The 21,951-nt window shown below is 49.5% G+C and carries 19 protein-coding genes; 8 read left to right on the top strand and 11 right to left on the bottom strand.

The features are described 5' to 3' along the window. Positions 1-90 precede the first annotated feature (90 nt). Complete coding sequence (locus C9J01_RS17605) at positions 91-534, top strand: PACE efflux transporter (RefSeq protein ID WP_107299450.1); 444 nt, start codon at positions 91-93, stop codon at positions 532-534. Positions 535-623: 89 nt separating this feature from the next. On the opposite strand, the gene C9J01_RS17600 is transcribed toward C9J01_RS17605, so the two are convergent. Continuing rightward, on the bottom strand, positions 624-1,817 hold the full coding sequence (locus C9J01_RS17600) for an acetate/propionate family kinase (RefSeq protein WP_107299449.1): 1,194 nt from the start codon (positions 1,815-1,817) through the stop codon (positions 624-626). A 677-nt stretch (positions 1,818-2,494) separates the two neighbouring features. Here C9J01_RS17600 and C9J01_RS17595 point away from each other — a divergent pair. Next, entirely contained in the window at positions 2,495-3,457 is a 963-nt protein-coding gene (locus C9J01_RS17595; RefSeq protein WP_158264555.1) for a helix-turn-helix domain-containing protein, read from the top strand. 62 nt (positions 3,458-3,519) lie between these two features. Here C9J01_RS17595 and C9J01_RS17590 read toward each other — a convergent pair whose 3' ends face one another. Then, a complete protein-coding gene (locus C9J01_RS17590) occupies positions 3,520-4,182 on the bottom strand; it encodes a CatB-related O-acetyltransferase (RefSeq protein ID WP_107299447.1) in 663 nt (220 codons plus the stop codon). 72 nt (positions 4,183-4,254) lie between these two features. Here C9J01_RS17590 and C9J01_RS17585 point away from each other — a divergent pair, with 72 nt between their 5' ends. Next, positions 4,255-4,692: a hypothetical protein gene (locus tag C9J01_RS17585; RefSeq protein WP_107299446.1), complete on the top strand. Its 438-nt coding sequence runs from the start codon at positions 4,255-4,257 to the stop codon at positions 4,690-4,692. A 205-nt stretch (positions 4,693-4,897) separates the two neighbouring features. Then, positions 4,898-5,563, top strand: coding sequence for a 6-phosphogluconate phosphatase (gene yieH, locus C9J01_RS17580; RefSeq protein WP_107299445.1), 666 nt, complete (start codon positions 4,898-4,900; stop codon positions 5,561-5,563). Positions 5,564-5,629: 66 nt separating this feature from the next. Here yieH and C9J01_RS17575 read toward each other — a convergent pair whose 3' ends face one another. After that, positions 5,630-6,940, bottom strand: coding sequence for a tetratricopeptide repeat protein (locus C9J01_RS17575; RefSeq protein WP_107299444.1), 1,311 nt, complete (start codon positions 6,938-6,940; stop codon positions 5,630-5,632). 270 nt (positions 6,941-7,210) lie between these two features. Here C9J01_RS17575 and C9J01_RS17570 point away from each other — a divergent pair, with 270 nt between their 5' ends. Further along, on the top strand, positions 7,211-7,648 hold the full coding sequence (locus tag C9J01_RS17570) for a DUF3302 domain-containing protein (RefSeq protein ID WP_107299443.1): 438 nt from the start codon (positions 7,211-7,213) through the stop codon (positions 7,646-7,648). Next, positions 7,648-8,778: an HlyD family secretion protein gene (locus C9J01_RS17565; protein ID WP_107299442.1), complete on the top strand. Its 1,131-nt coding sequence runs from the start codon at positions 7,648-7,650 to the stop codon at positions 8,776-8,778. The genes C9J01_RS17570 and C9J01_RS17565 overlap by 1 nt, the downstream gene beginning before the upstream one ends. A 352-nt stretch (positions 8,779-9,130) precedes the next feature. Here C9J01_RS17565 and C9J01_RS17560 read toward each other — a convergent pair whose 3' ends face one another. The 4 genes from C9J01_RS17560 to C9J01_RS17545 all read right to left on the bottom strand — a co-directional run bounded on the left by C9J01_RS17560 (position 9,131) and on the right by C9J01_RS17545 (position 14,040). Beyond that, the gene (locus C9J01_RS17560) at positions 9,131-10,141 is read right to left on the bottom strand and encodes a LacI family DNA-binding transcriptional regulator (RefSeq protein WP_107299441.1); all 1,011 of its coding nucleotides are present in this window, start codon (positions 10,139-10,141) and stop codon (positions 9,131-9,133) included. A 239-nt stretch (positions 10,142-10,380) separates the two neighbouring features. Continuing rightward, the gene (locus C9J01_RS17555; protein ID WP_107299539.1) at positions 10,381-11,469 is read right to left on the bottom strand and encodes a porin; all 1,089 of its coding nucleotides are present in this window, start codon (positions 11,467-11,469) and stop codon (positions 10,381-10,383) included. 167 nt (positions 11,470-11,636) lie between these two features. After that, a complete protein-coding gene (locus tag C9J01_RS17550) occupies positions 11,637-12,653 on the bottom strand; it encodes a nuclear transport factor 2 family protein (RefSeq protein WP_107299440.1) in 1,017 nt (338 codons plus the stop codon). A gap of 94 nt (positions 12,654-12,747) precedes the next feature. Then, positions 12,748-14,040, bottom strand: a complete 1,293-nt coding sequence (locus C9J01_RS17545; RefSeq protein WP_107299439.1) for an MFS transporter — start codon at positions 14,038-14,040, stop codon at positions 12,748-12,750. Positions 14,041-14,392: 352 nt separating this feature from the next. Here C9J01_RS17545 and C9J01_RS17540 point away from each other — a divergent pair, with 352 nt between their 5' ends. Continuing rightward, positions 14,393-15,952, top strand: a complete 1,560-nt coding sequence (locus C9J01_RS17540) for a sodium:solute symporter family transporter (protein ID WP_107299438.1) — start codon at positions 14,393-14,395, stop codon at positions 15,950-15,952. 9 nt (positions 15,953-15,961) lie between these two features. After that, on the top strand, positions 15,962-17,332 hold the full coding sequence (locus C9J01_RS17535) for an L-serine ammonia-lyase (RefSeq protein ID WP_107299437.1): 1,371 nt from the start codon (positions 15,962-15,964) through the stop codon (positions 17,330-17,332). Between the two features lie 113 nt (positions 17,333-17,445). Here the strand turns inward: C9J01_RS17535 and C9J01_RS17530 are convergent, their stop codons facing one another. The 4 genes from C9J01_RS17530 to C9J01_RS17515 form a co-directional block, all read right to left on the bottom strand. Continuing rightward, a complete protein-coding gene (locus tag C9J01_RS17530) occupies positions 17,446-18,009 on the bottom strand; it encodes a sugar O-acetyltransferase (protein WP_107299436.1) in 564 nt (187 codons plus the stop codon). Positions 18,010-18,155: 146 nt separating this feature from the next. Then, the gene (locus tag C9J01_RS17525) at positions 18,156-19,277 is read right to left on the bottom strand and encodes a porin (protein WP_107299435.1); all 1,122 of its coding nucleotides are present in this window, start codon (positions 19,275-19,277) and stop codon (positions 18,156-18,158) included. Positions 19,278-19,602: 325 nt separating this feature from the next. Continuing rightward, positions 19,603-21,099, bottom strand: a complete 1,497-nt coding sequence (putP, locus tag C9J01_RS17520; protein WP_107299434.1) for a sodium/proline symporter PutP — start codon at positions 21,097-21,099, stop codon at positions 19,603-19,605. Between the two features lie 137 nt (positions 21,100-21,236). Next, positions 21,237-21,929: an aldehyde dehydrogenase family protein gene (locus tag C9J01_RS17515; protein ID WP_237157004.1), complete on the bottom strand. Its 693-nt coding sequence runs from the start codon at positions 21,927-21,929 to the stop codon at positions 21,237-21,239. Positions 21,930-21,951 lie beyond the last annotated feature (22 nt).

Here is a 21,951-nt window from a genome sequence, read left to right as displayed (position 1 = left end):
GATGTGTGATGAGCACTATCTTGCTGTTAGGTTTCAAGCTGCCAAAATGCACGCTCTTTTGTAGCCCATGAAACAAGAGGAGATAGATTGATGGGTGCTATAGAGCGCGTGTTCCACGCCGTGTTGTTCGAAGTGTTGGCGGTATCGCTGTCGATTGTGTTGCTGATGACCTTTACAGACCATCAGGTCGGGGCCTTATCAGGAACTATGATAATCATTGCGACCATAGCCATGGCCTGGAACTTTGTCTTCAACTGGATATTCGACAAGTTTTTTCCGGGGGACAAAACCCAGCGCACTATCGCGATGCGAGTCTTCCATGTGATTTTGTTCGAGCTTGGCCTGCTGGTGCTGACTATCCCTGTCATGGCTGTGATCTTGGGGGTGAGCCTCTACCAAGCGCTGATTATGGATATTGGTGTGACGGTATTTATTACTCTCTATGCCTTCGTGTTCAACTTCATCTACGACCACATCAGGGCGGCTATCGTAAAAAAGCGTCTTTCCTCATCTGTTCCGCCGATATCGATATAAACTTCCCAGATGGTGATGAGTTCTAGCGATAAAAAAACCGCCAGCATCTCTGCTGGCGGTTTCTATAGTGTCTATACCGGAACTTGCAATTAAGCGTGTAGCAGTTCCATTGACTCTTTGGCGATTACCCACTCTTCGTTCGTTGGGATAACCATAGCAACTGGCGTATTTGGTTTGGTGATGATACCAGCGTTGCCAAAGCGTGCTGCAGCGTTGCCTTCTTCGTCTTCGCGGTAGCCGAAGATCTTCAGGTTCTCTAGGATCTTGCTACGGATTGGCTGAGAGTTCTCACCGATACCCGCAGTGAAGATGATCGCGTCTAGCTCGTCTAGTGCAACCATGTAAGAACCGATGTACTTAGCTACACGGTAGCAGAACAGTTCAAATGCCAGTGTTGCGCCTTCGTGGCCGTTTTCCATCGCTTCGATGATGCCGCGACAGTCGCTAGTCAGGCCAGATACACCTAGAAGACCAGACTTCTTGTTAAGCTCGTCGAACACTTCTTCCTGAGACCAACCTTTCTTCAGTAGGAACTCAATGATACTTGGGTCAAGGTCACCACAGCGAGTACCCATCATTAGGCCTGCAAGTGGAGTGAAGCCCATGCTGGTGTCTACTGACTTACCGTTCTTAACAGCACATACTGAAGCACCGTTACCTAGGTGAACAGAGATGAAGTTGCTGTCTTCAACTGGCTTGTTGATCATCTTAGCGGCTTCACGGCTTACGAAGAAGTGGCTAGTACCGTGGAAACCGTAACGGCGGATACCGTAGTCGTTGTATAGCTTCTGAGAGATAGCACCAGTGTATGCTTTAGCTGGCATAGTCTGGTGGAAAGCTGTATCGAATACCGCGTACTGAGACAGGCTTGGGAACGCCTTCATTGCAGCGCGCATACCGATTACGTGTGCAGGGTTATGAAGAGGAGCCAGATCGCTCAGGTTGTCGATCTCTTCCAGTACAGCCTCGTCAATCTTAACCGTCTTAGTGAATTTCTCACCGCCGTGTACAACACGGTGACCGATAGCAACGATGTCTTGCTTCATGCCTAGTTCTTCAAGCAGGGCAACAATGCGATCAACGGCTTGCTGGTGGTGGTTACCTTCAGCATCAAGCATGTGCTCGTGCTTCTCACCATCGATTTTCCAGCTGACTACTGCTTCAGGCAGGCCGAAACATTCGCCAAGGCCGCTCAGGGTCGCTTCACCGCTTACAGTGTCGATAAGGGCAAACTTAAGTGAAGAACTGCCAGAGTTGATTACAAGTACTAGAGAGTTGCTCATGGGTTATCTCATCAGATTAAATTGGGCTCAAGAACAATAAGTTCCGTTACACGTCTATCCGGTCTGTTGACCTATCCAGAAGAAAAAGTGTGGAGCAGCATTTTCTTCTGATTTATAGCTTTTGATTACATTATTCAATTTTTTTTGAATAACTCAACTTTTGTTTCGATAATTTTGAAAAAAATTGAAAATTCACTGGTTCAGATCAAGTTTAAAGCAACGAAAACGTTTTCGTGCGTCTATTTTGTAACCAGAGACGACAAAAACACATAAAGAAATGTTTATTGCATTAAACAAATTATAGAAAAAAGCAGGCGCAAAAAGGGGAAGAAAAACACATATGAGTCAGGTGGCACATAATCCCTCATAAAAAGAGCAAAGGATAAAGCGTAACCAGCTGATTAACAGGATTTTATTTTAAGCATGGTAAGGTGATACCTGACAAAGGGAGCAACTCCTGCTCAAGGCCGCACCAATCTATCGAATCAAGGGCGGCATTCGCTGAACAAATACTTAACACATCGGTGACAAGCACCAAGCAAGTCACATTTTGTTGAATGTACAAATGCATTCATTCTGTAAAATCAATACGATATTCATTAAGACACATAACCTATCAAGCCTCGATGCCACAAGTCCCCTGTGCTTCCATGTCAATCCACAAAGGATGGCGGGAAATGCTCCAGCAGGCCGCCCTTCAGTTCGGCCTAGAGCCTAACGATTACTTTCCCGATGAAACATCAAGTGAAAGGATCCGGATACGCCCTGCCGACCTGCGCGCTTTCAGCACTCGGTTTAACCAACTGTGCCAAGACAGTGGCGAGCCACTCTTTCCGGCATTTGCCGCCAAGCATGTCTCACCGCTCACCTTTAGTTGCTACTCACTGGCACTGTGGACCGGCAATGATCTCAATACCTTCATCCAAGATGCCTGCCAGTACTGCATTTTGATAGGCTCACCTATCCGGCTCAAGCACCACATCACACCCAAAGGCAACAGCGAACTATGGGTGATCAACCATGATCCCTTCAATGACAAGTCAAAGGTATCCGATCATGGGTTCATGATGTATGTCGCGACTTTAATCGAGATGATCCAGCAATCGACAGGTGGGGTAGATAAATTGATTCTAAAGATTACCCGCTGGCCATTCCCCCAGCTACTACAGCCACAGTTCGAGCAGTTGATGGGGTGCCAAATCAAAACGGGCTCGCCGATTTTAAAAATCTGCTTCCCCAGCAATGCGAGAGAAATCCGATTAAAAGGCCGTGATCCTAATATCTATTCCGTCACAATCCCCCCCTTGCGCCAAGCAGTTAGCCAATTGGAAAGTCACGATATCATTCTACTTATCTACAAGTTGCTTGATAACGAGCCCAACCTAAAGGATATCTCACGGGAAAAAATTGCGGCAGAGATGCTGATGAGTGTCAGGACCCTCAACCGCCGACTCGCAGTCTTAGGCTCCAGTTACCGCCAGGTCTTGGAACAATATAAGCTGGAAAAAGCACTGCTGCTTATCAGTCAGCCCAATATCAACCTGACCGATATCGCCTTCCGGCTCGGGTTTGCCGACCTCAGCAGTTTTTCCCGGGCATTCAAAGGCTGGACCGGCCATAGCCCCACGCATTTTTTGTGAGGCCCGCTTGAACAAAAAACGGCCAGCAAGCTGACCGTTTTCTTATAGGATAAATTTATGGGTTATAAATCGAAACCTTTGTAGCGCTCATACAGGGCATCGATATCATTACTACACATAACGTCCATATTTTCCTGCAGCTGTTTGATTGACCAGTCCCACCATTTCATCTCCAGTAACTTAGCAATGTGCTCGTCACTGAACCGCTTTTTGATTTCCTGACCCGGGTTACCTACGATCACCGCATAGGGAGCAACATCTTTGGTCACGACTGTCCGGGCGCCAATGACCGCACCATCACCTATGGTCACCCCTGGCATAATGACGCATTCACTGCCGATCCAGACATCGTTACCAATCACGGTATCGCCAGCCCGTTCGAAGCCGGATTTCACTTTATCACCGAATTTGCCCACATCGAATGGAAACGAGGAAATCCAATCATGGCGGTGGCCCTGATTGCCCGCCAGCATGAATGTGGCGCCTGATGCAATCGAGCAGTACTTGCCAATGATAAGCTGGTCAACTTCGCCGAAGATCCCCGACTCCCATACCGCCCGGCTAGAGTGGTCCCCCAGCAGATAACGGACACAGTGATCCTCGAAATGCTTATCATGATAATAACCCGAATAATACGTATGCTCCCCGACCGAGATATTCGGGTTCTTCACATGTTCCCTAACTTCATAGCCGCCAAGCCATGAAGGAAAAATGGATGAAGTCATAGCCACCCCTTATAATTGCCACCACTGCCTCACCCGGCATGTTCAACCAAACCATCAACACAGGCCCCGCCCATGCAAACAGATCTGTTGCTTTCTGCCTATTTCGGTGAACTTTACGGCATTGCCTTTTTTACTACTTTTGCCAACAAGTATAGTGACGATAACCACATCCATAAATGGCAACTTTTGATAAAAGTGGAGCAAATCACTGCAATTAAACTGAAAGCAGGATTAAACGCTATCAATATCGCCTGCCCAGACCACGACAGTGAAATGGAAATTAAAGGCCAACGTGACGCCGAAAACTGGCTCAATCTTGAATGGAACAGCTTGGTCGACACCCTGGCTAACTGGGTTGAGCCTTATGCCCTGCGCTACCGTCAACAGGCCGCTAACGCCACCAACTACCATGATCTATATCAGTTAGTCGCTGAGCATGAGGATGTGATCTGGGCCTTTTTGCACGCTGAGCAAAATGATGTTGGCTCAGGGGTAACCATACTTGAATGAAGCCTTCATCGATAAGCACAGTTCATGACAATAGGCCAGCGGCCCTATAAGGCTGCCGGTAGCCCGCTTAATGCGCGCTGATTCAAATAATTCTTGTCATTTTATAGGCGGTAGGCGATGTAGCTAGCAAAACGCCAAATTCTGTATTGTCGAAATCGCAGGGCTGGATTAACAATCAAAGCAGCGAGATATACAGGATAAGAATATGAGTAAGGATCAGCCCTATCAAACCCGCTGCGTCATATTTGACTGTGACGGTACCTTGGTAGACAGCGAACGGCTGTGTAACCAAGCATTAGTGAACATTTTTTCCCGGCTTGGCGGAGAGCTGAGCCTTGACGAGTGTATTGAGCACTTCCAAGGCGGCAAGATTGTTGACATCCTCGCCGAAACCCGGCGTCGTACTGGGGTAACCGTGTCTATTGACACCCTCGAACCTATGTACCGCGAAGAGTGCCGCAAGCTCTTCAACGAGTACCTAAAACCCATTGACGGTGTACCGGATTTACTCGAGGAGTTAACCCAACTCGGAATCGACATGTGCATCGCATCCAACGGACCGGTCCACAAGATGGAGCACACCCTCGGCCTGACCAATATGCTGCACTTTTTCGAAGGTAAGCTGTTTAGCGGCTTCGAAGCCAGCAGTTGGAAGCCAGACCCAGACTTGCTGCACTTTGCCGCCATGAATATGGGCTACCGGCTGAAAGACTGCGTATTTGTCGACGATACTTCTCGCGGTGTCCAGGCTGGGCTTAATGCCGGGATCCCGACCTTCCACTACGCGGCTCCCCATGCGCCGGAAATCAATGACCCAAGGGTGATCACCCTGACTGAAATGCCGCAGTTACTGGACTATATCCGAGCCTAATAACCAGAAAGGCCCCACGTTTGAATTCCAACGTGGGGCCTTTACCTATTCAGTCAACCCACTCCGTTAATCGCTATTTTTAGGCTTTGGCTTGTTTTCACTACCGGCTAGCAAGCTATCCCATGATGTCTGCCATGATTGCTGCTGGTAACCTGACATTGCAATGTGGCTTTGGCGACTATCGGCACCCAACCCTACTGCGGAGTCCATAATCCGCTCGGCCGATGGAGAAGCAGTTTCTGTTGCATCGGAAGCGGGGAATGTCGTTTCTGGTGAAACCTCCGCAGCAGCTCCTCCCTTTGCCACGGGCTGTAACGTTGCCATTTCCGTTTCCAGCTCGCCTAGCGCCAAGGTTTCAAGCATCTCATCCGTTGGCCGGTAGCCTTCACGTCCGTACAGCTTATCGAGCAAGTTGATCACCGAGTGAGCTTCCAGCCTCTCACCTTGCTTGAGCATCTTGTAAACCCTATTAGCCACATTCTGTACCCCGAGAATCGTATCGATATCAAACTGCTGAACCACTTCGTCCCGGGCTTCTTTCGCTTGTTTGTAACCATTCACATACGCCAAGGAGTACCAAATATAGGCGATTGCGGCATCAGCCATCGTATCTTTGTTGTGCATTTTAGCCACCAGCATCTGAGCTTCACCTTCGCCTCGCTCTGCAGCGCGCTCCAGCCAGTACAGGGCGCGACTACTGTCCTTGCTCACTCCAATCCCGGCCTGATAGCAAAATGCCGTTTTCATAAAGCCATTGATATTACCCTGTTTGGCAGCCCGGAAACGCCATAAGAAGGCCTCCAACGGTTCATGGGGTTGAGAAAACTCCGATAGATACCAATCGCCAAGGAACAACATTGCGTCCAACAACTCTTTATCAGCCGCTTGCAGGACATTGCCCAACCCGGCCTCGACATCAATTTCGGTTCCCTGTCCGCGTATCTGCAGTAAGCCTAGCTCAAATAACTCTTTGGCTTCGCCACGTTTGGCTTTGACCACCTGCTCCCAATATATCGATTTGGCTTCTCCATCCGGATCGTCAATATCAGCACGACACAGTCGAGCCAAGGCATTTTGAGCAATGATATTGTCGAGATTAGCGGCTTTCTCGTACCAGTTAATCGCCTCACGAATATTAGTGAGCTCATATTCTTTGGCGAGGGATAACTGGCTGGAAACATGCCCAGTCTGAGCCTTGAAGATTTTTTCTTCGCGCTCGGCTATCTTGGCTTTTTCCAGTACCTGCTGATATCGGGCTTCTTTCTGTCGTTTCTCTTCTAACGACTGTTGGTGTTTACCCTGAGAAGTAAACACGCGATACAGGATCCACGCCAATAGGCCCGCTGACAGGCCAGTAATAACCATTAGATAAGGCATATCCCCTCTACACTCAGTATTCATTGTTCTATGTTACCGAAACCCTCTGGCATTCGGTGAGAGCGCGCTATTTTTGCAAAACGGCGGTATTTCTCTCGCTGACTCTCTATATCGACCAATATGTCAAAAACTGGAGAACAAATTCGCCAAAAGGTCATCATTACCCAATGTTTAGATTGCTGAGGACAATCAAAATAAACCCAACAAAAACAAGCATAAAAGTAAATTGGTGCTAAATTTTAATGTGGTTACCAAGGACAAGGAGCAAGGATGTTTCTCGACTATTTTGCCTTGGGCGTATTGTGCTTTGTCGCGATCTTCCTGTTCTACGGGATCATCGCCATCCATGATATCCCCTACGAAATCTCCAAAAAGCGCAACCATCCCCACCAGGATGCCATTCACTATGCCGGCTGGGTCAGTTTGTTCACCCTGCATGCCTTATGGCCCTTTCTTTGGATCTGGGCCACTTTGTGGCGTGAAGACAGGGGCTGGGGCTTTACCAAAATCCAGAATGAGCAGAATGAGCTCCACCATGAAATCCTCAAGCTCTCTGAGCAGGTCGAGCACCTGACCGGAAAGGTCGCTGAACTGGAAGTCATGCAAGCCAAGAATGGAACAGCGCCCAATATAAACACCAAGAACGCAGACACCCAGAATACCAAGGGTGACAATACGGACAATAATTCTCAGGAGGATGAGCGCTAATGGATCTATTACTCATTCTGACCTACGCCGCACTGTGTATTGCCGTCTTTAAGATCTTCAACATCCCGCTAAACAAATGGACAGTCCCAACAGCGGTACTCGGGGGTATTGTCCTTATCGGCACCCTGATTCTGCTGATGAACTACAACCATCCACACAGTAATTTGGGGGGCCAGTTCTATGTCACCACCCCCATAGTGACTGGCGTTAGGGGCAAAGTGGTGGAGGTTCCCGTTGAGGCCAATATCCCAGTGAAGGAAGGCGATGTGCTGTTTCGCATCGACCCGACCCCTTATGAAGCCGAAGTCCAGTTACAATTAGCGGCACTGGCCGAAGCCAAGCAAAATGTGATGGGGCTTGAAGCGGCTTACCACGCTGCCAAGGCAAGTACCGAGCGGGCAGTTGCCGAACGGGATAGGACCCTTACCCAGTTCCAGCGCTACGAAAAGGGTTACAAGCGCGGTGCCTTTACCAAATCGGAAGTGGACAACCGCCGCCAGTTCTATCGCAGTGCCGAGGCATCGCTCTCTGCAGCCCGTGCCGAAGAGCAACGGGCAAAGTTAGCCTATGAATCACAAATTATGGGGGAGAATACGGCTATCGCCAAGGTGCGCGCCCAGTTAATCCAAGCCCAGTTCAATCTTGAGGAGACCGTAGTACATGCCCCTACCGCCGGCTATGTCACTCAGGTCACCTTACGCCCAGGAATGATGGCCGTACCGCTGCCGCTCAAACCGGTAATGACGTTCGTCCACCAGGAGGAGCAGTTCTTTATTGGCGCATTTAGGCAAAACTCCTTACTCAGGTTACGCCCCGGCTTCAAGGCGGATTTTATTTTCCGTGCCCTGCCCGGCAAAACGTTCCAAGGTGAGGTAGTTGAAGTGTTGCCCGCTATCGGTGAGAGCCAAATCCAAGCCGCTGGGGTGTTGTACGGCAGCGACTTGTTACTGCGCCAAGGTCGGCCTTTGGTCAAATTAAAAATCACCGATGATCTGAGCGAGTACAATCTACCGCAAGGGGCCAATGTCGAAATCGCCGTTTATTCTGACAGTTTCGAGCATGTGTCAGTGATGCGAAAAGTGCTGATCAGGATGAAGAGCTGGCAAAATTACCTGTTTCTTGATCATTAATCTGGAAAGGCTTCACCAAACAAGTGCAAGATACTGATTATCAGGTGATTGCAGTACAAGATAAGGAATGCACTGTCAGTGCATTTATAAAAAACGGCCTGGCCTAAGATGTGGGTGACCTTGACTCGAAGGTCACCTAGCCAATGAGAACATTAGCAAGCCTATTTGTTTGCTGTACTTTAGCCAATCGCAGTCAATCTCTCTCCTGTTCCAGTCATTACTGCGATTGGTCATTTTGGCGGCAAATCAACACCGGGTGTTGATTGATATATATGCGTACTTTAGTTCAGCCAATTGCAATCGCAATTGGCTTTTTTCTCTCCAAAGCCACTGCTGTTCACCGACACAGATACTAAGCTTTTTTCAGCGTGCCTCGGTCTACCAACTCTACCGGGATCATCAGTTTAACCAAGGCGCGGTCTTCGGACTGGACTTGGTTAAGCAATAACTTAACGGCTTCTTTGGCCAGGCGGTTGAAATCCTGCTTGAAGGTCGACAATTGATAACCCAACCAGTTAGCCTGAGGAATATCATCAAAACCAATTACTTGAATATCTTCCGGGATCGACAAACCAAATTCACTGCGCGCCACATCCATCAGGGCAATAGCCAAGGTATCGGTCGAGCAGAAAAACGCATCAGGGTGATCCTCTTTCGACAAGACCTCACGAATACCGTCTAGCGCTTGCTCGTAGACATAGCTGGTTTGGATATCACACGGGGTCTGGCCCGTCAGCGACTGTAGTTCATCGGTAAAACCATCAAGGCGCTCAGCATTGGTGTAAGCCGGAATATCACCGGTCAGGTAAGCCGGTTGCTTGGCACCGCGCTCAACGAGTAACCGGGCAGCCATCTTACCTGCACTGTAATTATCACTGATCGCCGAGCTGCACTTGGTGCCCTCTTCAATGCGGGCAAACTGGACGATAGGGATATTGAAGTCACGACACTCTTCGTAGAGCGCAGTATTGAACTGGGCTGATGCCGCCATTACCCCGTCAACACGGTACTGGAAAATATTCGGGATCGAGTGCTGTTGCTGGGCATCGAGCTCCCAAGGGATCAGCACCGCTGAATAGCCGTTCTTCTGCAGCTCTTTACTAAGCAACTGCAGGGTTTCCATGTGGATCGGGTAATCCGAATCAGGGAAGACCAATCCAATCAGCTTGGACTCATTGGTGGTCAAGCTGCGGGCAAAGGCATTGGGACGGTAATTCAGCTCTTTGGCAGCGGCAAACACCTTTTCTCGGGCAGCCGCAGAAACAGAACTCCCATCAATGAATACTCGGGACACAGTTGATTGGGAAACGCCAGCAAGCTTTGCTACATCACTCGCGGTAACTGGTTGTTTTTTAACAGACATATTGGGAATTCATTTGAAATTACTGTGCTAATTATATCAAACAACCCTTTGAATGCGCATGCAAATTTTATAAACCGCGAGGAAAAACAATAATGCCCCAGCACGCTATACTGCGATCGCACTTACAAAAAAGCCACTTATAAAAAACCGCCACCAGCGTCCGGACTGGTGGCGGTTTGATCGGTAGGTTCCTATTTCAACTCCGCTTGGCGGATATCTTCTGCTTGGTGGGTAGCCAATTAGAAGTAGTAACGGATACCCGCAGAGAATTTGTCATCAGAGTTAACAAACTCGCTGCCGTTCCATTTATCTTTACCCTCGTCGAACTGGTATTCAGCCCAAAGAAGGAAGGTATTCTTGGTGAAGTGGTATTCCACACCCGGGGTAAACGTCTTGCGCTCATAACCTTCAGCACGACCATCTGTCTCGGTCATATAATTGGCGTTGAACGTCGCGCGGAAGCCGTTATCGAAGTGGTAATGGGTATATAATTCGCCACCACGGGAATCAAAGAATTCACTATTCCCTGCAACTTCCCAGCTGTCTGCCACGTGATAGGTTAAACCTAAGAAGTAATTGTCGGTAGAGTAGTTAAGGCCAAGTAAACCAATACGGGCAGTATCACCATCCTTCATATTGCTCGGATCAATACCAACCAGATCTGTCACTTCATTCTGGTGGTATGCCGCACCGACAGTCAGGCCTGGTGCTAGCGGGTAAAGTACCGATGCACCAATACCGTTTTTCAAAGTTGCTGTTGGCGCACCTTTACCAGTACCCGTCAACTCTACGCCAGTACGTGTCGTCTGGTAAGTGAAACCGTATTTCAAATCACCTAGGTTGTTACGGTAAGTCAGCGAGTTAGCCGCACGGCCAGTACCACTGCTGATGCCCCAATCGGTAAGGTTGTATACGTTTGAACCACGAGTACCGTAAGTACGGCCCATATCGGTAAACCATGCAACATCGTAGAATGTCGACCACTGCTTGGTACCGGCAGCAATTTTACCGTATTTTTCGTGTTCGACACCTGCATATAGAAGGCGGTCATAAATTTCGCTGCCGTTAGAGCCGGAGTTGTAACCCCACTCTGCGTGGCCGAAACCTTCCCAATCGTTGTCTAGCTGCTTAACACCCTTAAGGCCGAAACGCGAACTACCGCTGTTCCATACCGGATCAGAGTCGCCGCCGTTATCTTGGTAGCGCGCTTCAAAACGGCCATCAATAGTCAGGCTGTCGCCATTGTCGTTTACAAATGTGTGGGCTGCGACAGCAGAGCCAGAAGCCATAGCTGCCATTACAATCAGAGATAATTTTGTCTTATTCATCATACTACTTGTCTTAAAACATCAGGCGTCAGCCACCCTCAGGCTGACATCCCGACAAATTGATAAATATTGTTTTTTTAGTCGTAAAAAAGGGCGCCCCGAAGGGACGCCCGACGTCGCACAGGCGTGCTATCTTTCACAAGAGGAAATGGTGGAGCTTTGGTTAATTAAAGCGCTGGGTTTAGGATCGCTTGAGTACGCTCAAATACGTCCAGGCCCTGCTGCTTCAGCCAGTATGGTAGGTCGATAAGAACCCAGTTCTCAGACAGTTTGTCACCGTCACGGTAGTAAACATCAACTACTTGCATGTCAGCACGGATTTCACCGCCAGGCATACCTAGGAAACCACCGATTGGCGTGTTAGATAGGTTTGGCCAGCCGAAGAAACAAGAGAAGCTACCTTCAGCGAAACGACATACGTGACCGTTGAACTTCTTGTCTTTCAGGTTGTTACGGAACGGTAGCTGGTGCTGCTGCTGGTAACGAGGGATAGTGTAAGATGCACCGATACCACATGGGCCGTACCATAGCATGTCTTCAGACCAGCTCTTCGCTAGTACTTCTGGTGGGCAACCCATTGCGCCGCTGTCGTTCAGGGCAGATAGGTCAGCAACCATCTTGTTAACTAGATCTAGAGTCGCCTGGCCTTCTTCCGGCGCAGCGTCTTCGAATAGTAGACCGTCGTGGTTACGTGGGCCAGGGTATACAAAGTGCTTACCCGTTGATGGTGGTAGTGGGTAGCAACCCGCTTGGTCCATCATGCCTAGTAGGTCTAGAAATAGGCCAGTTTTAGTGATTTTACCGTTTTCAACACAGTTGAATTCTGCGTAACGGATGTTCATGATCTTGCCAGTTGGGCGCATGCCTAGGTATTCAGCGTCGAATAGGCCTAGGAAGTGACCCATGCTCATTACCCAAGTTTCACCTGGAGTGACTTCGTTCTCACCGCCGATGAAGATGTCTTGACGACGCTGCATGCGAGTCATTGACTTCATTAGTGGAGCCCAGAATACGTCAGCAGCGGCTTGTGCGCCTTCTTGCTCACGGAACGGGTAAACACCGCGCCATAGGTAATCTTCAGAAGTGTGTGCTTTTAGTACTTCAGCAACGTTCTCGTGAGTTGCTTTTTCCATTGCATCGAAATATTCACGTACGATGCGCTTAGCTTCTTGATACTTGCTCATTTTGCAAATTCCTATTTTTACTCAGTGGCTAATTAGCTAGCCAGAATTCTGTTATTCAGTGTCGGGCCCAGCGGCGCTGAGCCCATGTATTCAATTAAGCGGTCGCTGCTGCTTTCTCTTTCTTAGAGAAGATGCCTTTTTTCAGCGTTTCAGGTAGGGATAGCCATAGTAGGCCGGCCAGTACCCAAACAATCGGTGAGCCCCACATTGCTGTCTGAAGGTCTGAACGCTCTTGGATAAATACCAGTACCATTGGCGCCCACATACCGATTAGACGGCCACCGTGGAACAGTGCTGCACCGAAGCTGCGTAGGTGTGCAGGGAACAGTTCAGAGAAGTAACCACCCCATACCGCACTTGAAGCCAGGCCGAAGTTGTAAATCAGGCCAAGGATTGCCAGCAGGTTAAGACCCATGAAGCTCACATCAGACGGCGCTACGAAGAAGATAGACGCCATGATACCGGCCAAGATGAAACCGAATGCGTTAACCTTACGGCCCCACTTATCAGCAATCGCACCCCATACCCATGCACCCAGTAGGCTACCGAATGCAGAGATTGAGAAGATGATGCCCATTGTTTGGCCATCGAACATACGTACTTCTTTCAGGTACGTCGTTACGAAACCGTTGAAGAACTGGAAGCCGTAGAAGTTAAGGCCAGACAGTAGTAGACACGTCAGCGTGATGCGCAGGTTGCGGCCGCGGAACATCTCGCCCCAAGAACCCTTCTTCGCTTCAACTTCTTTACCACTGTCGTCAGTTGCGACTTCCTCACCAAACGCAATTACTTTCTTGTCGCTTGGCAGGATGAAAATCATTGCTACCGCAGCCACTAGCGGCGGGATACCACCTACTAGCATCATGTTTTCCCATGCTGCGTTGATGCTTGATAGATAGGCTGCATACGCACCCATCGCCATGACCGCCACAGAGAACATGGATGACGCAAATGCCGTCAATTTACCGCGTACAGAGTCGGTAAACAGGCCGATCATCAATGAGACCGCAACCGTAAAGTAACCGCCTAGGGCGATACCAACGATAAAACGCATTGCTGCCCAGCCTTCATAGCTGGTAAAAGTCATGTTAAGAATTGTCGCAGCACCGTTGATGGCGGTAATGGTGATCAATACGTTTTTCTTACCGAAGCGGCTGGCAAACCATGCACAGCTCAATGCACCGATCAAAGCGCCTAGTGACTGCCATGTATAGAACTGGGCAGTGTGGGCAAGGGTGATGCTGTCATAAGCATCGACAATGTAGGGACGGACGTAATCAATTACTACGAAGTTGTAACAGTAGAACACGTAACCGACCAAAATCGCCAGGTAGGCAGCTGCGCGTTGCACCATTGGAACTTCGTTCATGTGTTTCTTGGTTGTCATGAGCGAATAATCCTCTAAATTTATTTGTATCACCCGTGTTAACAACTTGGGTGACCGAAACCGTGTAGGGAGGTTTTGCCCCCTCCGCTTTCTGGTGGCAGATATTACACAGTTCGAAAGGGTAAAAACCGTGACACAAATCAATTTTGCATGAATGCGCACCCAAAAATGATTTTCATGAGATCTTGATCACATGCTGTCTGCATTTCAGCCAGGAAAGACCAAAAAGCCGTCAAGATTGATCCCGATCACGCAAATCCACCAAGAAATTCCCATTTTGAGGCGGTTTTATGTACTATTCACAGCGATAATTATCGGGCAACGCCCATAGAAACAACAAGGCAAACCCATTATGGTTGCGTATTCAAGCATTTTGGTAGTGTTGGTTTATCTGGCATTTACCATTTTTATCAGTTACTTAGTGAACAAAAGATCATCTAATCGCGGAGATTTTTCTACCGGTGGAAAGCAATTTGGCTGGCTGACGGTAGGAATTTCCATCTTGGCGACCTATATCAGTGCCATGACTTTCGTCGGTATGCCAGGTTGGGTATACAGTGATGGCATGCAGGCTATTGCTATCCACCTCAATTACCCCATTGTGATTTTCTTCAGTGTGGTGTTCTTCATCCCTATCTTTTACAAGCTGGGGCTGACATCTATCTACGAATATCTGGAGCACCGCTTCGGGGTGATCACTAGAACCATTAACTCATTGGTTTTTATCGTTGTTCAGTGTATTGCCTCCGGTATTATCCTGTACGCCGTCTCGCTAATACTGGTGCGGATCCTACCTATCAGTGTTGAAGAAGCGATCATCTATATCAGCTTGTTTACCGCGCTTTATACCTATGCTGGCGGTATCTCCACAGTTATTTGGACGGATGTGATGCAGTCTGGCTTCCTGCTGGCAGGATGTATTGCGGTATTTGCGACTTTGGTGATGAACCTACCAGATTTGGGTGCGCTCCCAGAATTATCTCAAGCGGTTGAAACCAAGCTGTCGATGGCAAACCTATCCACCAGCTTTGGCGATGATACAACGCTAATGGCAGGCCTAATCGCCGTGAGCTTCCTCCACTTGAGCGTATACGGCTCCAATCAGTTGATTATCCAGCGCACGCTGGCAACCCGTTCGGTGGAAACGGCCCAGAAGTCGATGTTGGTGTGCGGTTACGGCGCCTTTTTCATCTACCTGTTCTTCAGCTTGATGGGCGTGCTGCTGTTTGTGTTTTACCAAGGGCAACCGTTTGAAAACAGCAACGATGTCATTCTCGATTTTGTCTTCAACCATACCCACCCATTGATTGTCGGGCTGATCATGGCCGCCCTCTCCGCTGCTGCGATGTCGACACTGGATTCGTCTTACAACTCGATGGCGACCGTGGCTACCTTTGATATCTACAAGCGCTTTATCAAGCCAGACCACGATAATGCCCATTATGAAAAGGTTGCCCGCCGGCTAAGCCTGAGCTGTGCGGTGCTAGTGGTGATCCCTGCTATGCTGGCAATATCCAATGAAAGCGTACTCAAAAGTATTGCCAGCCTGACATCCATCTTTGTCGGTATCCGCCTTGGCTCATTCTTGCTGGGGATCTTTTCACGCTCCTCAAACGAGGCAGGCATCATCGCCGCCAGTATCACCAGCATCTTAGCCATTCTGGTCTGCCAGTCAGCAGGGATTGCCTGGCCATGGTATGCCCCAGCCGGCACTGTCGTATTCATTGCCACCGGGCTGATTGTCAGCCGGGTGAAAGGACAAACAACGGCAAGCCAGCTTGCCTTTTTCGAGCAACAGAAAAGCCTCTATACAGCGCCAAAAACCAGCCAATACATGCTGCTGGTTTTTGCCGCTTTTACCGTATTGGCGTGTTTCTTTCTGCCAAACTTATTAGCAGAAGCGATTTTTTAAGGAAAGACCATGTTATCTATTTTCGATATCTACAAAGTGGGTGTAGGCCCGTCCAGTTCCCACACCAACGGCCCGATGCTGGCCGGTTTTGATTTCTGCCAGAAAGTGGATGGTATGCTGGATGATGTGGCCCGGGTACAAGTGGATTTGTACGGTTCATTGTCGCTGACAGGCAAAGGCCACCACACCGACCGCGCTTCAATCCTTGGCTTGATGAACAACAAGCCTGATGCCATCGATATCCAGGCGGCCAACCAAGCCATGGCTGAGGGTATTGCCAACAAAACCCTGTTGCTTGCTGGTAAGAAGACCATTACTTTCAATGTCGATACTGACATGCTGTTCCATAGCGACAACCTGCCGTTGCATGAAAACGGTATGACCATTACCGCCTTCGACACCGCCGGCAACCAACTTTTCATCGAAACCTACTATTCGATTGGCGGCGGGTTCATTGCGACGGCTGACGAGCTGCAAAACGGTAAAGCCACCAGCGAAGTGGCCGTACCGTTCGAGTTCAAATCGGCAGAAGATATCCTCACCATTACAGAGCGCGAAGGGTTTAGTATCGGGGCCATGTTCCTGCGCAACGAACTCGCATTTCGCAGTCAGCAAGAGTTGGATGCCAAGGCAAATCAGATCTGGCAAGTGATGTCGGACTGCATGGCCCGAGGCTTTGAGACCGAAGGGGTACTGGAGGGTGGTTTGCATGTAGTGCGCCGTGCGCCAGCGCTACTGAAAAAACTCGAATCCAACCAAGAGATCGAGAACGATCCTATGGTGGTGCTTGATTGGGTCAACCTCTTTGCTTTTGCCGTGAGCGAAGAAAACGCCGCAGGTGGCCAGGTGGTGACCTCACCGACTAACGGGGCTGCCGGGGTGATCCCTGCGGTACTGATGTACTACAACAAGTTCATCCGGGAATTGGACGAAAAGCAAATCAAGGACTTCCTTGCCGTCTCTGCTGCCATTGGCATGCTGTATAAGATGAATGCGTCAATTTCCGGCGCTGAGGTGGGCTGTCAGGGTGAAATCGGCGTGTCATCCTCAATGGCAGCCGCAGGCCTGACGGCCATTCGTGGCGGCAGCAATGAGCAAATTTGCATGGCGGCTGAAATTGCTATGGAGCACTCGCTAGGCATGACCTGCGATCCTATTGGCGGCTTGGTCCAGATCCCTTGTATCGAGCGCAATGCCATGGGCGCGATGAAAGCGATCAATGCCTCGCGCATGGCCCTCAAGCGCAACAGCAAATCGCGTATCTCGCTCGATAAGGTCATCGATACCATGTACCAAACGGGTAAGGACATGAACAAGAAATACCGCGAAACCTCACTCGGCGGCCTTGCGATGATCCACCTCGCTCCACCTTGCGAGTAAGTCACCGGCAGCTTCAGGCTGCTGTTGCTCAATAACCCTCACCGTCGCGTATTTCCCCCGCAGCGCGGCGGTGAGCCTTACCCGATAGGATTAAGCGATGTTTAGCCGCCCGCTTAATCGTTGATGTTCTCTTTGACGACTTTGGCAGGGTTACCCACCACCACCGTGTGGGCAGGGACATCCTTGGTCACAACACTGCCACCACCGACAACGGCCCCATCACCAATCGTCACCCCCGGCAGCACCAGCACATTGGCACCAATCCACACTTGGTTGCCAACTGTAATTGGCTTGGCAAACTCTTCGTAGGTATAGCGGGTAGCCGCGTCTATCGGATGACCTGCCGTGCACAAGGTCACATTAGGGCCAATCATCACTTCATCACCGATAATCACTTTGCCACAATCGAGGATCACCCCATTGGCATTCATGTAGAAACTTTTGCCAACCTCGATGTTATAGCCGTAATCACACATGAAATTGCCATTGAGCGTCGTTGAGTCGTCTGATTTGGCGAACAATTGCTGAACTAACGCATTACGCTCTTTATTGTCATCACAATTGCTGATTTTACGGCACAGGCTGCGGGCCTTTTGGCGGTCTTGGGGCAAATCATCAGCCCCCGGGTTATACAACATACCTGCGATCAGGCTTTTTTCTCTATCTGATAATGCCATGAAATCTCTCCCATAAAGTCCACGTATCTAACCATAAACCGCAAAGCTCCTGAGTTGCGTTACATCAACCATCAAACAACAGAGACAAAAAAGGCCGGCAAAATGCCAGCCTTTCAATGGTTAGATCAACAACGTCTTTGCGGGGATTAGAATGCCCAAGCGAAGTTGAAACCACCGCCGTTGTCAGTACGGCTAGATTCACCACTGAACTCATTCAGTTCGTTGCGCTTAACTTCCACTGACAGTGTTGCACCCGGAGTGAAGGCGTAGGATAGACCCACAGCGTACACTTGGCGGTCGCCATCTACGCCATCTTCACCGTCGAAATCAACGTGGGAAGCATAAGCATATGGACGGAAGCCTGATTCAAGAGCGTAATGTGCGTATACGTCTACCGCATCGGCATCAGCCCACTTAGCAGAAGTTTCAGGGTTTGATGTACCCTGTAGGCCCGCTTTGTGGATGTTTTCACCCTTAGTGTAAACCGCGGCGACCTTCAGGCCACCAGCAACATACTGGCCACCGACAGTCAGTGCCGTTTGCTTGTCACCGTCTTCTAAGCCATTAACTTCCTGGCTATTAGTGATTTCTACTTTGTTCTCAAGGTAAGCCACACCTAGGCTTAGACCCGATTCAAAGTCGTAACTGGTCGATAGCGCATAGTTGTAATCACGTTTTACCTTAACTGTTTTAGTCTCACCAGCATCTTCAAAAGGTGCTGACTCTTCACCGTCGCTGGTAAAACCATAGTGCGCCGATACATTCACACCGTTATTGCTGTAGCGGTATGCCACCAGGTTGTCACCACGGCCTGTTGCCGCGAAGCCACCGTCAGTACCTTCAGAGTAAATCGGTGTCGCATCCGGATCGATGATGATCAAGTTATCCATGTAGCGGGCAACATCGTGGTATGCCGACCACTGCTTACCGAAACGCAGGTTACCGAGTTCATCACTGTTAATAGATACATAACCTAGACGGTTACGGAAATTGTTGCGGCCAGAAGTTGGGCTATTGAGGAACTGATCCCATTCAAACTTGGCATCCATAGTCAAACCCGGTTGGATTTGACGCTCAACACCCATGTTCAAAATACTACGGCTGGCAGAGAAAATATCATCTTCGCCGAACACAGGCTGGAAGGCATCAAGAACAAAGACACCACCGATATCAAACTTGGTTTGCTCATCTTCATAAAGGGTGAAGGCTGACGCTTGACCAGCCAGTAAAAGTGTAGAGATGACAGCAGAGCAGATTTTCAACTTCATTTATCAGGTACTTCTAGTGATAGTGTGACAGTAATGCGTGATTGCCAGCACAAACTATCAGAACCCCCGCAACAATGTAATAGTAAACTAGTACAAAGATGGGTTGAATTTGTATCCAATTGTTCAGGATAAGAATATATATCCATTTAAATCATAAACTTAAACAGAATATAAGTACTGCACTATTTTTTGGTCCGATTTGTTTGAGTGGTTACTATTTAGTCAAAAACACTGTCAAAGCTTTGCTTCGCAGATAAAAAAAACGGCTTCCCTGCTGGGAAGCCGTTTCCATAATTTGGCTTAGCCGGTTAAGTAATCCACCAAATTACTTAAACTCTACCAAGTTCTTCTGGTAAGCCTCGAACTGCTCTTCAACCGCTTTCGACGCACCGCCTGTTGCCTTGCTCACCGCCACAATGGCGACTGTCGCAAAGATAAAGCCTGGGACGATTTCATAGAGATCGAAGATACCGCCAGTTAGCTGCTTCCAGATCACTACGGTCATGGCACCGATAACAATGCCTGCCAACGCGCCGTTTCGGTTCATGTGTTTCCAGAATAGGCTTAACAGCAAAGCCGGACCGAATGCCGCACCGAAACCAGCCCATGCGTAAGATACAAGGCCCAGTACTGTACTGTCAGGGTTCATCGCCAGCATCAGGGCAATAATCGAAAGTACAATAACCGCAATACGGCCAACCTTCACAATCTCTTCAGATGTCGCCTGCGGGCGGAATACCTGCTTGTAGAAATCCTCAGCCAGAGCCGATGATGACACCAACAACTGGGAGTCAGCAGTACTCATGATCGCTGCCAGAATCGCCGCCAGCAAAATACCGGCAATTACTGGGTGGAACATCGAGTTCACCAGCAGCATGAAGATACGCTCACCGTCATCAAGGTTACCTGCTAGCTGGTTATCGACAAACAAGATACCGACTAGGCCAACAAGGATTGCACCGGCCATAGACAGTGCTGTCCAGCCCACTGCGATGCGACGAGCAGTACCGATGTCGGCATTGCTACGGGTTGCCTTGAATCGCGCCAGGATATGCGGTTGGCCGAAGTAACCCAAGCCCCAGGCTGCTAGCGAGATAATCGCAATTGCTGATAGCGGCTCACCTTTGACGTCATTGAACAATGTCATCAATTCTGGGTTCTTCGCTTCCAGTGCCATTGCCAAATCGCTTGGCGAGCCGTTCATTGCGGCAATCGGCACAATCAGCAGTGCCGCAGACATCAACAAACCCTGCACCAAGTCAGTCCACGATACTGCAAGGAAACCACCGAATAATGTATACGACACCACACAAACCGTACCGACAACCACCGCGATAGTGTAATCAAGGCCGAAGACGGTCTCGAACAACTTACCACCGGCAACCAAACCCGAGCTGGTGTAGAAAAGGAAAAACAGCAAGATAAAGAATGCTGAAATAGTTTGGATCAGCTTGGATTTATCGTCAAAGCGACGGGCCAGAAATTCCGGCATGGTCAATGCGTTATCAGTGGTAATACTGTAGGTACGCAGGCGCTTGGCACAGATCAGCCAGTTCAGCCAAGTACCCAGCAGCAGGCCACCCGCCAACCACAGTGACTCTATCCCCGCGGCATAGGCGTAACCCGGCAGGCCAAGTAGCAACCAGCCACTCATATCCGACGCACCGGCAGACAGCGCAGCAGGCCATGGTCCGAGTGTACGGCCACCCAAGAAGTAATCCGCTGAGTTCGACGTGCGTTTATACGCAATGTAGCCAATGGCCAACATACCGATCAGGTAGGCGATAAACGTTGCTGTAATAGCAAAGCTATTCTCTATCATTGTTTGAGTTCCCTCACTTAAAGCCCCCGTCCATAGCGGGGGCATTTTGGTTATAGCGCTGACAATCAGCGATGGGTTGCTTAGTGGCCGCAGGCAGGTTGCAAGCTAGTTCCCTGCTTCAAGCGGCCCAACCCGGGTTAGTGTTCCTCACCACTCCCCAACTCAAGCAAAGTGGCATTACCACCAACTGCCGTGATGTTGATCGTCCGCGTCCTTTCGGTCACAAAACGCAGTGAGTATGTCGGGCTGCCGATCACCGGTAGCTTGTCGGTATCAGTTTCACTGATCAGCTGGGCAAGCAGGCCGTCTCGGGCAGCAAGTTGGCGCGCAAGCGCCTGGGTTGTCGACAGTTTGCCGGCATAGGCCACACCTGCAATAGCAGGATGGCTGACCAAGTCGGCAAGCTGATCATTATCGATAGCGGTGATCACACCGCCGGCACAACCGCTTTTCTCCAGTTGTGCCACGATCTCTTTGGCCTTTAGTGGGTAGTTTGCAGGCAGGCAAACAAAAACAGTATTACCTGTCACCAGTGCAGCCGTAAGCTGGCCGACCAATGCCACTAATGGGGTCTCAGTGTCGGCAGTGACGATAAAGCTGCCACGTCCGGCACAGTAAAGCTCGTTTGTTTCACCGGTTGGACCCGGCATCAATAAAGTCGGTGCCACATGTTCTTCGGCATGGCTGCACTGAAATTCCACCATGGCGCGGCATTCTGCAGCCAGTTGGTCGGTCCAATGGCGCAAAATACGGGTACGGGCTTCATAGCCCAGGTTGTTCCAGCCTTCCCATGCCGCCGAGCTTGTATTTACCAATGTTTGAATAGTCATGATCACTCCTTAAATTTCTCGA

Origin of the sequence: Photobacterium rosenbergii (genome assembly GCF_003026455.1) — a bacterium.
Classification (GTDB): Bacteria; Pseudomonadota; Gammaproteobacteria; order Enterobacterales; family Vibrionaceae; genus Photobacterium; species Photobacterium rosenbergii.
This window is presented reverse-complemented; position numbering and strand designations above follow the sequence as displayed.